The following is a 12239-nucleotide window of genomic DNA, read 5'->3' on the forward strand; positions in this document are numbered from 1 at the left end:
ATCAACACGGCAAGGAACTTGCCGGCCTTCATCGAGGGGAACTTGGCCATGGAACGGATGATTCCATAGACCACGCAAGGCTGCGGCTCGGACGGGGCGGGGCTCGGCTCGTCGTGTTCCCGGGGCTCGTCGGTAATCCCGTAGTGGCGGGCCAAGCCGGGAAGCCGGCGTGTGTACTCGGCCCTGTCGCTGAAGTCCCATGCCTCGTCCTCCGGCTCCGCGAGGAAGCTCAGGAAGGGAAAGGAGCTGGTGATTCCGCGGGCCTGGACGGCTTCGGCCGGATGGGCCGTGTCCTGCCCGATGACCCGCTGATACGCGTGGCAGGCCACGTAGGCGAGCACCTCGAACTCTGGCCAAACCTCATCCGACCAGCGCTGACGCCGGACCCGTGTCAGCCGTACGAGCCGGACGGCGCCGTCCTTGGACGCCGAGGTCCTCTCGTGGGAGAAATTCCGCGACAGTTCGAAAAGCCGCCGCACCTCGGGAAGTTCAACAAGACGGTCGGGACACTCAGTGACCATGCCGAAGGCGCTGCGGCCGAGGCTGATCAGCCAGTCCACGAAGTACTCGAAGCCGTCAGAGGATCCAGAGCCGGTGATGGTCCAGCAGGCCGCGTACATGTCCCAGGTGCAGGCGCGGTTGGCGCAGAGCGTGAACCATGCCTCGTAGTCCACGATTTCCTCAGCGGACAAGCGGGACAGATGCTCCTCCAGCCAGCTCACCCTCTCCTGCTTGGTGGCGCTCTCTGAGCGGAGCGTTCAACCAGGTCCCAGAAGCCGTCAATGTCCATGGGGCCTGATCATGACAGCCGACGCAAGCCCTGCCCGGATCTCCCGATTCTTGATGCGGTTTACCACCGTCGACGGGCACGCGGTCGAGGGGGACCAGACGCCGCCGGAATGGACCTGTCCCTCCTGCGGCCGCGCCGGTCCGCTCGCGGTGGGCGAGCTGTTGCCGAACGACACGCTCACCCGCTGCCCTGCGTTCCGCAGATGTGTAGCGAGAAGAACACATGAATCAGGGGTGTGAGCTGTGGAAACGCTTGCGGGCACGCTGATGCGGCGTGTCACTAGGCGTGGGTGTTGTGCCTGGTCAGGCGTCTGTGGCAGGTGTAGCCTCGACCATCTTCTTCGGGGTCGGGATGTCGAGTTTGGCCAGGATGTCGCGCTGGGGCTTGGTCAGCTCGGCGCGCTGGCGGAAGGTGCCGGTCGCTCCGGTGAAGGTTGCCACCGTGAGCAGGTCGAACTCGTCGCGGATGCGGTTCCAGGTGGAGCCGGTGGTGGTCTCGATGACGCGGATCAGCAGCAGCGTCAGCCAGCACAAGATGACGTGCGCGCGGATGCGTTCCTCCAGCCTGTGATGGACCGGCCGCAGGTCGATGACCTGCTTCATGTCTCGCCAGCCTCGCTCAACCTCCAGCAATTGCTTGTAGCCAACCGCGATGTCCTCAGCCGACAGCTTCGGGTCGGAGCAGCGCAGCAGGTACTTGCCGTCCAGATTCGCCTCGGTCTTGATTTTCGCGGCGTCGAGGCGCAGCAGCCCGTTCGGGGTGGTGCGCAGGTAGCGGTTCAGGCCGGGCTTGGTGCGAATCACGCCGCGTAGTTCAGCGCGTTTGGTGGCGCTCAGCGCGTCGCTGCCGGCGATCATCTCCTCCAATTGGGCGATCAGACGCGTCCGGATGGCGGCGTCGCGTTCGGCGCCGTCGGGGTTGAAGCAGATCACGAACCGGTCGGCCTCGCCGATCCGTACCTCTTTGACCTTCAGATTGTCGGCCACGTCCTGGTAGCGGCCTTGGCGGGACAGCGCGGCCTTGGCCTCGGCCGAACCGGAGCGCAGCCGTTCGCCGATGATGTAGTGGTGGTCGCCTTGGCGCGGGTAACGGCGGTTGTCGGCGGAGGCGAAGCCGCGGTCACCGACCCACACGATCTTGGACATGGTCCAGTCCCGCATGTCGTCCTTGACCTGGCGGATCAGGGCGGTGTCAGTGGTGTTGCCGGGCCAGGACCAGACGCGGACCGGGATGCCGTCGCGGGTGACGGCCATCCCGATGACGATCCGCGGCAGGTCGTCGCGATGATCCTTGGACTTGCCGCGGGTGCGAAAGCCCTTCATCACCGGTTCGTCGCCGTCGCAGTTTTCGGGGTCGGGGTCGGGGTCGGGCAGCCGGATGCCGCGCTGGTCGCGGGCGATCGGCTCGTCGGGTTCGTCGATCTCGAAGTAGGTGGAGGTGGTGTCGAAGAACAGCAGGTCGACTTCCAGGTTGAGCAGGGTGGCGACCTGGTCGAATACCTTGCGCTCAACAGAGTCTTGGACCTGGTGCAGCCAGTCCATCGCCCGGTAGCAGGCGTCGTCGGAGCAGTCCGTGAGGCCGTCGATGTGGGCGTTGCGGCCGACCCAGTGCGAGGCGGCCAGCTTGGAGGAGGCGTCCAGGGCGCGGTTGGCGACCAGGGCGAACAGCACTCGTTCGGTGAACGGGCTGCGCCGGGTGGAGGCCAGGATCGTCGTCAGGATCACATCGATCTTCAGCTGTCGCCACAACTGGTCGAGGAGATAGACGCCGCCATAGCCGGCCGAGCCGATGAAGGTCAGCTGCGCGCCCGAGGTGAGTGCCGCGGCCCGGCCGGGATCCAGTAGTCGGCATAGCGAGCTGACCAGGCGTTCGACGGCGGCGCGGTCCATCTGGTCTTCGCGGCCGAAGTTGTGCAGGACCTTCATCTTGGCGGTCTTGGCGACGGGGTCCCATTCGTTGTGGGCGAGTTGGAGGTATCGCACCGTGGTGCCGTTTTTGTTCTTCCGGGTCGCGGTTCTGACGAACATGTCACCAGACCGTAGCAGTGTGTGTGCAGATCGTGACGGGGTTATCGCTGAAGTCGTGTCACTAGGTGTACTGACCACAGAGGTTGAGAACGCGGGGCGACACGATCCCCAAGATCGTTGCATAGGAAAGGGCCTACGGGTTCGGTGTGGATTGCGACATCTACGCCAAGCCCCGGAGGCCCTTCATGCCCCACAGTAACGCGCCGCTGACCGAACTCGGACGCCTACGCCTGGCCCGCTGCGTGGTGGAGGACGGCTGGCCTCTCCGCCGTGCCGCTGAACGCTTCCAAGTAGCGGTCAGCACCGCCAAACGATGGGCCGACCGCTACCGCCAACTCGGCCCTGCCGGCATGACCGACCGACCCAGCCGGCCACACCACAGCCCCCGCAAGACCCCACCCCGGACCGAACGCCGCATCATCAAGGTACGCATCCTGCGCCGCTGGGGACCGGCCCGCATCGCCTACCTCCTAGGCCTGCACCCCTCCACCGTGCACCGCGTGCTGTCCCGCCACGGCCTGGCCCGCCCGCGACACCTGGACCGCGCCACCGCCCACCCCGTACGACGCTACGAACACGACCGGCCCGGCGACCTGGTGCACGTCGACGTCAAGAAACTCGGCAACATCCCCGACGGCGGCGGACACCGCATCACCGACCGGCAGACCGCACATCACCACCGCAAGGCCACCACCACCGCCCGCTACCGGCACGGCAAGCCCAAGATCGGCTACAGCTACCTGCACACCGCCCTGGACGACCACTCCCGCCTGGCCTACACCGAAATCCTGCCGGACGAGACCAAACAAACCGCCGCCGCCTTCTGGCACCGCGCCCACGCCCACTTCACCAGCCTGGGCATCACCGTCCGCCGCGTCCTGACCGACAACGGCGCCTGCTACAAATCCCACCTGTGGCGCGACACCCTCACAGGACTGGGCATCACCCACAAACGCACCCGCCCCTACCGGCCCCAGACCAACGGCAAAGTCGAACGCTTCCACCGCACCCTTGCCGACGAGTGGGCCTACGCCCAGCCCTACACCAGCGAAACCGAACGCCGGCAAGCATTCCGATCCTGGCTCCACACCTACAATCACCACCGAGCACACACCGCACTCGGCGGCCACCCACCCGCCAGCCGCGTACCTAACCTCTCAGGTGAGTACACCTAGTGGCTGAAGGCGAGGAACACGGCACCGTATCCGCGCACAGATTTCGGCACACCGCCCGAACGCCCTGCGAGTTCGAGCCGCGCGCTCTGGAACGGCTGCGCGGGATCGGCCGACACCCAGCACGCTGAACGCGACGCTAAGTGCTCCTGCTCGTAAGTCCTTCGGGGTCAGTGGCTGAGGTAGAGATCGCAGGCGCAGTCGAGGGCTTCGTGGGGTGTGCCGGCTGACCTGCCGGTAGGCAGGATCTGGTTCTCGTACTTGCCGCTGCTGGCCAGGTAGAGCCCGAATCCCCAGAAGTGGCAGCGCCCCTCGTAAGATCACCGAAAGCGTTCCGTGTGCCCGTCCCTCGTGCTCGCCAGATCGTCTTGACCACCGCTGAGCGGCGGCGGCTCAAGAAGCTGGCCCATTCTCACACCGCCCCCTACCAGAAGGTCGTTCGCGTCCGGATCGTGCTGGATGCCGCGCACGGCTACTCCAACGCCCGTAGCGCCCTGCAACAGCGGGTCCACCTCGATACCGTCCGCCGGTGGCGTGGCCGCTACGCCGACCAAGGCATCGACGGGCTCAAAGACCGGCCCCGCACGGGCCGGCCACCCCGCTTCACCCCCGTCCAGCGGGCTGAAGTCACCGCGCTGGCCTGCCAACCGCCGGCCGAGACCGGGATGCCGTCGTCCCGCTGGAGTAGCACCGACCTGGCCGGCGAAGCGGTCGGCCGGGGCATCGTCGAGGCGATGTCCGCCTCAACCGTCTGCCGGATCCTGTCCGCCGACGTGCTCAAGCCCTGGCAGCACGCCTCCTGGATCTTCATCCGCGACCCCGACTTCACCACCAAGGCCGCCCGTGCCCTTGGCCTCTACCAGCGCATCTGGGACACGCAACCCCTCACCGGCAACGAGTACGTGATCTCCGCCGACGAGAAGACCTCCATCCAGGCCCGCTGCCGCTGCCATCCCACCCTGCCGCCCGGCACCGCCCGTACGATGCGGGTCAGCCACGACTACGACCGCGGCGGCGCGCTGGCCTACCTGGCCGCCTACGACGTCCACCACGCCCGCGTGTTCGGGCGCCGCTCGCCCAAGACGGGCATCATCCCGTTCATGGACCTGGCCGAGCAGGTCATGACGCGGGAACCATACGCTTCCGCCCGGCGGGTGTTCTGGGTCGTGGACAACGACTTCTCCCATCGCGGCAAGGCCGCCGCCGACCGGCTCACCGCCCGGTTCCCCAACGCGGTGATGGTCCACACCCCCATGCACGCGTCCTGGCTCCACCAGATCGAGCTCTTCTTCTCCATCGTGCGGCGCAAAGTGGTCACACCCAACGACTTCACCGGCCTTGACCAGGTCGAAGATCGACTGATCGCCTTCGAGCGTCGCTACAACGAGACCGCCCAGCCCTTCAAATGGAAGTTCACCCCGGCCAACCTCGAGGACCTGATGGCCCGGATCGAGCGACACGAACAGAAGGAGCGCCACTTCCAGAAGCCCACCGGCTGCGGCCACCAGCCTGCCGCACTACCAGCAACCACGTGAACCCTCGAACGACTCACGAACTGGACCACTAAGTTCCGAGCCGCGATCCGAGTGGAAGATCACTTGCCGATCCCTCACTCGCCGTAGACACCGATGACCATGGGCGGAGAGGCGGAGTGGGCAAGCAGCGCCAGCGCCTGCGCGTACTCCGCCCGCCCCAGACTGTCCGTGACCGCCGGCTCGTCGCTGTGCGTGAATCCGGCCGGGGCCTGCTCCTCCTCCTTGGGAGAGGGGGCCGGTTCCACCCGCGGCCTGCGCCTGCGCCACATCAGCCAGGCGAGGAGCCCCACAAGGATCAGACCACCGGCGAGAAAGGGCCACAAACGCAGAAGCAGGTGCCGCGGCACCACCCGCAGTTCCCGCCGCGTCACCCCGGTCTCGGCGTAGAGAACCAGTTGCCCGCTTGTCTCACGCAGCCGTGGCCCCGGCACCAGTGTGACGGTCACGTTCCCGCCCGCCGGAAGCTGAACCGACCCGCCTCCCTGGACACTCACCGCGCTCGCGGCAGCACCCGCGACCTGGATGCGGGCCGTCACGGCCGGCCCCGGATTCACGACGGTGACCTTCACGGGCACACGCGGAAACGTCTCGAGTGAGATGGACAGCGCCGAATTGTCCAGGAACTGGGGAGCACCGAACCCCGTGCCCACGGCCAGGACCACCACGACAAATAAGCGCGCGATCGGCATGCCTTGATTATTCAGGCTTTCCGCGGGGGCCAGCCGGGCGAAAGCCCTTTTCTGAAGGGCCGAACCATGGTGGCGGCAAAAGCGAGCGTGACCATCGCGACGGCCAACGTGGTGGTGGTGACCCACACGTCCGCGCATGCGTAGAGCAACCCGGCGAGCACCGGGCCGAGCGCCCCTCCGCCGTAGCTGACCAGCCGGGAGACGCCTGCCACCCGAGCCAGCTTGTCAGCCGGCACCCGGCTGATCACCGTACGGATCGTCACGTTGCTCAGCCCACCCGCCACGCCGATCATCAGCAGTGCCAGCGCGAAGGCTCCGGGCGAGAGCGCGGTCGTCACGGCCAGCAGCAGCGCCGCCGCGCACACCCAGGTGTGCACCAGCAACATCGATCGGCCGCGGTGGGTGAGGCCGATGATCTCGGCCAGCCGGTAGGCCGGCACCTTCCCGGCGATCCTCTGGCGTTGCGGCGAGATGAGCGCCCCCACCACCCCGCCCACCCCCGCGGTCGCCAGGATGACGCCGATCAACGCCGGGCTCTCCCGTGTCTGCGTCATATGGGTCACGAACACCACGGTCAGCGCCTGCACGACCAAGTTGATCAAAGCGGTCAGGATCGTCGCGGACCTCAGGAAGTCGTTCGTCCAGATCTCCCTCAGCCCGACGCGGATCTCCTCCGTGAGCGAGAGCCTGACCGGCCGGGCCGGGGTCCGCCGCACCGGCGTGCGGGCCAGCGTGGCCGCCGCGGAGAGGAACGCCACCGCGTTCGCCAGGAAGGTCATCGCCGGGCCGTACGCGTAGAGCACCCCTCCCAGCGACCGCCCTGTCAGGCCCACGGCGTGAACGGTGGTCTCGTGCACGGCGAGCGCCGTGTCCACCTCCGCCGGGCGGGCCACCGCCGGGACCAGCGCGATCTCCGCGACGGACGAGAACACCGTCAGACATCCCTCAGCGAAGGCCACCACGAGCAGATGCTCGATCCGCAGGCTCCCCAGGAGCAACGCACCGCAGGTGACGGCCATCAACAGGCCCTTGGCCAGCTCGCACCAGGTCATGACGAGCCTCGGGCCGACCCGGTCGACGACCGTGCCCGCCGGCAGGTAACACAGCAGGCCGGGCAGCGTGGCGGCGCACACCACCCAGCCGGTCCAGGAGGGCGATCCGGTGAGCGCGATGGCGAGCAGCGGGTAGGCCACGCTCAGCGTGCGCGTGCCCATCATCGACAGCGTCGATGCCGTCCAGGAGCGGCGAAAGCCCGCGTTGGTGGCGAACAGCGAGGTCAAGCCACTCGGAGCTTGTCTGGTCTCCACCGCCACTCCTGCCGTCCTGTGCTCAAGCACAGTGTCTCGTGATCCGCGGCGGTGGGGTGACGGCGGCTGCATTGTCAGAGACTAAATGATGCACTCCCCGGTGCGGGACATTACCCGCGTGGCTGTCAACGAGTGCGGGGCTCGGTCACGCTCAACCGGTCTGCCTCGGCGGCCAGCCGTGGCGGAAGGAGCGGGCTGGTCGTGCTCTGCCGCGCCCAGCGCGTCAGCCAGTTCGGCGGGACGACCCCGCCCATGGGCCGGCACTTGGCCGACGAGCGTGTCGGCGCGCGGTTCGCCGCTCGCGACACCGACCGACCTCAAGCAGAGCGCCGGATCGGCGTGACGTGCCGCTGACGGCCCGCCCTGGATGGGTGGCCGTCAGCGCTTGGGAGATGCGGAGGAGCTACTTCAGCCGCGGCGCGATGGCCTCGATCAGCGGCGTGGGGTCGGAGTTCAGCGCGACGAGCACGATGACGCTGCCCGCGAGGATCAGCGCCAGGAGGATCGTCCTCCTGTGGTTTTCGCGCGCCTTCGCGACCTCCGTGGTGGCCTTCACGACCTCCGTAGTGGCCGTGACCAGCAGCTCGACGGCCCCATCGGACAGCATGATGCCCGGGATCGAGAGCTGTTTCGGCATGGGAGCCTGGACGACTTTCTTCTCGACCAATAGACCTGCCTCGTTCAGGCCGGCCCCCTGGAAGCGAATCGCAACGTCTTTTGATTGCAGCATCCCAACTGCGTGGATAGCCTGGCATTGGTAGTGCAGGCATTTAACGCGTGGGACTCTCGTCCGGGGGGCCAGCGGGTTGAGTGCGACGAGAAGGGCTTTGGGCCGTTGCAGCGGCTCGGGCCCTTTCCTCGTCTCTAACGGTAGTACGCCAGAGGGACGCTTGTTAGGCGCAAACTCTCCAGAGCGCTTTCTCGCCGTCGTTGTGCCTGGTGGGCGAAAAAAGGTGATCGTCCTGTGACTGTCGTAGCGTCCTGTCTTCTTCGTATGGCTGTGCGGCTAAGGGCCTGCAGCGGAATAACCCGTAGCTTTTCGGGATCTCGATCGTTGCTGTGGTATGGGTGTGGCAGCAGAGACGGTGACGATGCTGGCGGTGAAGTTCGAAGCGGTCTTTCCGCATCTGGATGAGCGGCAGCGGCGGTCGCTGATGGGGGCCGAAGCCCGCGCGTTGGGGCATGGCGGGATCCGGGCGGTGGCTCGAGCTGCTGGGGTTCGCGAGGCGACGGTATCGGCCGGGGTGCACGAATTGGAGTCGGGGCAGGAGCCGCTGAGCCGGGTGCGCCGCCCTGGTGGTGGGCGCAAGCGGGTGGCCGATCTCGATCCGGACATGCGTCCGGCGCTGCTGGCTTTGGTTGAGCCGGACATGCGCGGGGATCCGATGTCGCCGTTGCGGTGGACAACCACCGCGACCCGCAAGCTCGCCGCGGAGCTTACCCGGCAAGGGCACAAGGTCAGCGCCGATACCGTCGCCGATCTGTTGCGTCAGGAGGGGTTCAGCCCGCAGGCCAACATCAAGACCTTGGAAGGCAAGCGGCATCCGGATCGCGACGCCCAGTTCCGCTACATCAATGAGCCGATCAAGCGGTACCAGGCGGCTGGGGAGCCGGTGGTCAGCGTCGATACCAAGAAGAAGGAGCTCATCGGCACGTTCGAAAACGCCGGTCGCGAATGGCGGCCCGCGGGTCAGCCGGTCGTGGTCGCCACCCATGACTTCCTCGATGCGCAGCTGGGCAAGGCCATCCCGTACGGTATCTACGACCTGGCAGCCGATAGCGGCTGGGTCAATGTCGGCACCGACCACGACACCGCCGCGTTCGCCGTAGAGTCCATCCGCCGCTGGTGGAACGGCGCCGGCCAGAGCGCCTATCCGGACGCACACCGGCTGCTGATCACCGCAGATGCGGGTGGCTCGGACGGATATCGCACCCGCGCGTGGAAGGCTGAACTCGCCGCGCTGGCTGCCCAGACCGGCCTGGCCATCACGGTCTGCCACCTGCCACCCGGCCGTCGAAATGGAACCGCATCGAGCACCGGTTGTTCCGCCACATCACGATGAACTGGCGGGGCAGGCCACTGACCAGCCACAAGGTCATCGTGCGGAGCATCGCCGCGACCACCACCACGACCGGGCTCACCGTGCACGCCGAACTGGACACCGGGCGATATCCCACCGGCGTCACCATCAGTGACGCTCAGCTGGCCGACCTCCCCTTCACCAGCCACGACTGGCACGGCGACTGGAACTACACGCTATTACCGACCTGGCCGACGGCCACCGAGACCCCGAGGTCCCCGAGGTCCCCGAGGTCCCCGCCACGGCGCCACGACATGAGCGAGACGACCATGCCTGGCTGACCCACCCCACCCTGACCGGACTGCCGCAGAACGGATGGGACCAGCTCATCGACCAGCTGACCCTCCTGCGACATGCGCAGCGAGAAACCGACCTGCGCCGTCAACGCGGTGGCCCACGTCAAGTAGCGGCCGGGACCGGCCGCCACCCCGCCCTCACTCTCCCCGAACGCCTTCTGATCACTGTTTTGCATCACCGTCTCGGCCTGCCGCAAGCGGTCCTCGCCGAGCTGTTCCAGGTCACCCTCATGACGGCCAACCGAGCCATCCGCCAGATCCGGCCCCTCCTCGAACAGGTCGGCTACACCATCACCCCCGCCCCCAAACGTCTCTACTCCGCCGCAGACCTCATCACCTACGCCATGAGTACCGGCGCCGTTACAAACAAGATCAACTCAGCGTGTTAATTCTCCGCAAGTTCTAAAGGCCCTGAATGCCGGTCATGTCGATGGGCTCGTATTCGCCCTTCTTGACGGCCTCGATCACCGCGTCCCCAAATTCGCGGACGCCTGCTGCCACAACGGGCTGTACCACCAGGTGGAGGGGGCCGGTGAGGGCTCCAATGGCGTGGCCGGCGAGCTCGCCGGTTGCCGCGTAGGCGATCTTCGCACGTCGCTCCTCCGCAGCACTCATTGTGGTCTTCTTGGTCACGGGGAACGCTCCTCTCGGGGCCGTGCCAGCGGTCAGCCGCCCTACTTAAAAAACTAGGCCGAGAAGAGGAGAGGTGAGTGATGTGGATCACAGATCTTCTGCGAGGCGGCGGTAAGCCCGTACGGCTTCCATCTCTTGGGGCGAGAGGCTGCCGTGGTGCTCGAGGAACCAGTCACGGATCAGCCGTTGCGGCTGGGTCGTGTTGACGTAGCGGCGAGCGTCGCCCACGGTGATCGGCACCGTGAGCGTGTCGCCGTCGTGGGAGGACATGACGGCCAGGCCGGTGATGAACCGCCGGCGGGAGTCGACCACACCGGGCGCGGAGATGACCAGCATCAAGCGTTCCCGGTCGATGCCCTTGGGGGCGTAGAGGTAGACCCCGCCGGTCTGGAGTTGGATCACGCTGCGCCTCGTTCGTGAAACTCGTCATCGGCGGCGGCGGCTTCCCGCTCATCGGCGAGCGCCTCGGCGAGGAGCGCGTCACTGGAGCTGTCGGCCGGTGCGCCCTTCACGACGGCATAGTAGACGGCCGCCCGCTCCATCCATGCGGACTTGCTCAATCCCTCTCGCTCGGCGCCGGCCACGATGAGGTCGAGCACGGTTTCGCTCAAGCTGAACGATGCGTTCTTAGCCATACCTCCGATGGTACGTCTACTGATTGGTGACACACCAGTTCGTGTACCAGCCCAGCTATGAGTATCTCTAATGGCCTGGCTCGCAGTCTCCCTCTTCTCATTGCTGGGAATGTTCGTTCTCGCTGATGAACCCACATGCTCACCATGAGCTCCGGACGGCCTACGGCGCGGCGTGATGTCCGCCTCCGATGCGCCGACGTCCATCACGGCGTCTTCCGGCGGCGCGCGGCGCCCGGGAGACGCACCGCGCCGGGAGTACCCGGGCCGCCGGTGGCCTCGGCGGTCTTGTTCCGGTCGCCGGTCGTACCGCGGTCGCGGTCGAGGGACGTGCCCGAGCGGGGCTCGCGTGATTGCCAGGTCAACGCCGGCGTGTGGGAGCTTCCCGGTGTAGGTACGGCGGAAGTCGTGTGTGTCCACCGATCTCGGGTGGGCCGGCTTGGTCGGCGCGGCTGGTGATGACGTCGCCGACCGTCTGGCCGCTCATGTGGACCTCGGTGCCCGCCTTGGCGCGGCGGACGTGGCCGCCGCGCGGGGTGAACGGGGCGAACAACCTCCCCGACCCCTGCCGCGCACGGTCAGCCACCCCTCGTTTCGGCCGGCTTGGATCGGTGGGTGCCGGTCGGGTACAAGGCGGCGAGCGGGGCCGTCGCGTAGCCGGGTACGGCGCGGCCGTTCGTGGTGGGCGTTGTCCTCGAGGTCGTCCGGGTTGGGATTGAGGTCGGTGTCGCGAGTGGCGAACCGCGCGCCGACACGCTCGACGGCCAGGTAGCGGCCCAGGGGCGGAGGCGTCCCGCCGAACTGGCTGGCGCGCTGGGCGCGATCACGGTCGTCGGCGGTCATGCCCCCAAGAGCGTGCCTGGTCGAGGACCTGGCGCGGGGGGACGTTGTGCTTGTTGTGGTACGCGGTCGGCCAGAGTTCTGAGGCGGTGTCTTTCCGCGGGCGGTCGCGGTGGCGATCCGGGAGCGGATGCGCTGGGTACGCTCAGACCGTAGCGGACGCCAGTGGGACCGTCTCTCGGTGGTAGCCAGCGCGGCTGGGTCCGGTCCCGCCGGGTCGCGGCCAGACGGGCCTCG

The 12239-nt window shown here is 67.2% G+C and carries 11 protein-coding genes and 1 pseudogene; 4 read left to right on the forward strand and 8 right to left on the reverse strand.

Features of this window, described 5'->3' with window-relative positions:
• A partial coding sequence (locus tag ACWEJ6_RS53095) for a DUF4240 domain-containing protein (protein WP_452433306.1) occupies positions 1–722 on the reverse strand: 722 nt, incomplete at its 3' end.
• 370 nt (positions 723–1092) lie between these two features.
• A complete protein-coding gene (locus tag ACWEJ6_RS53100) occupies positions 1093–2817 on the reverse strand; it encodes an IS1634 family transposase (protein WP_452433319.1) in 1725 nt (574 codons plus the stop codon).
• A gap of 185 nt (positions 2818–3002) precedes the next feature.
• On the opposite strand from ACWEJ6_RS53100, the gene ACWEJ6_RS53105 reads away from it, so the two are divergent.
• Together ACWEJ6_RS53105 and ACWEJ6_RS53110 are read left to right on the forward strand one after the other, a co-directional pair.
• Entirely contained in the window at positions 3003–3992 is a 990-nt protein-coding gene (locus tag ACWEJ6_RS53105; RefSeq protein WP_452433307.1) for an IS481 family transposase, read from the forward strand.
• A 365-nt stretch (positions 3993–4357) separates the two neighbouring features.
• On the forward strand, positions 4358–5524 hold the full coding sequence (locus ACWEJ6_RS53110; protein WP_452433308.1) for an IS630 family transposase: 1167 nt from the start codon (positions 4358–4360) through the stop codon (positions 5522–5524).
• Positions 5525–5598: 74 nt separating this feature from the next.
• On the opposite strand, the gene ACWEJ6_RS53115 is transcribed toward ACWEJ6_RS53110, so the two are convergent.
• The 3 genes from ACWEJ6_RS53115 to ACWEJ6_RS53125 all read right to left on the reverse strand — a co-directional run bounded on the left by ACWEJ6_RS53115 (position 5599) and on the right by ACWEJ6_RS53125 (position 8250).
• Positions 5599–6213 (reverse strand): hypothetical protein, encoded by a 615-nt coding sequence (locus tag ACWEJ6_RS53115; protein WP_452433309.1) that lies wholly within the window; start codon positions 6211–6213, stop codon positions 5599–5601.
• A gap of 11 nt (positions 6214–6224) precedes the next feature.
• Positions 6225–7493, reverse strand: coding sequence for an MFS transporter (locus tag ACWEJ6_RS53120; protein ID WP_452433311.1), 1269 nt, complete (start codon positions 7491–7493; stop codon positions 6225–6227).
• A 430-nt stretch (positions 7494–7923) separates the two neighbouring features.
• A complete protein-coding gene (locus ACWEJ6_RS53125; RefSeq protein ID WP_452433312.1) occupies positions 7924–8250 on the reverse strand; it encodes a hypothetical protein in 327 nt (108 codons plus the stop codon).
• 424 nt (positions 8251–8674) lie between these two features.
• Here ACWEJ6_RS53125 and ACWEJ6_RS53130 point away from each other — a divergent pair.
• Together ACWEJ6_RS53130 and ACWEJ6_RS53135 are read left to right on the forward strand one after the other, a co-directional pair.
• A pseudogene (locus ACWEJ6_RS53130) lies at positions 8675–9882 on the forward strand (ISAzo13 family transposase).
• 185 nt (positions 9883–10067) lie between these two features.
• Complete coding sequence (locus tag ACWEJ6_RS53135; RefSeq protein ID WP_452433313.1) at positions 10068–10286, forward strand: transposase family protein; 219 nt, start codon at positions 10068–10070, stop codon at positions 10284–10286.
• Between the two features lie 13 nt (positions 10287–10299).
• Here ACWEJ6_RS53135 and ACWEJ6_RS53140 read toward each other — a convergent pair whose 3' ends face one another.
• The 3 genes from ACWEJ6_RS53140 to ACWEJ6_RS53150 form a co-directional block, all read right to left on the reverse strand.
• The gene (locus tag ACWEJ6_RS53140; protein ID WP_452433314.1) at positions 10300–10530 is read right to left on the reverse strand and encodes a hypothetical protein; all 231 of its coding nucleotides are present in this window, start codon (positions 10528–10530) and stop codon (positions 10300–10302) included.
• 87 nt (positions 10531–10617) lie between these two features.
• A complete protein-coding gene (locus ACWEJ6_RS53145) occupies positions 10618–10932 on the reverse strand; it encodes a hypothetical protein (RefSeq protein WP_452433315.1) in 315 nt (104 codons plus the stop codon).
• Positions 10929–11165, reverse strand: coding sequence for a hypothetical protein (locus ACWEJ6_RS53150; RefSeq protein ID WP_452433317.1), 237 nt, complete (start codon positions 11163–11165; stop codon positions 10929–10931). The genes ACWEJ6_RS53145 and ACWEJ6_RS53150 overlap by 4 nt, the downstream gene beginning before the upstream one ends.
• Positions 11166–12239 lie beyond the last annotated feature (1074 nt).

The sequence above is a fragment of the Nonomuraea sp. NPDC004702 genome, from assembly GCF_053601695.1.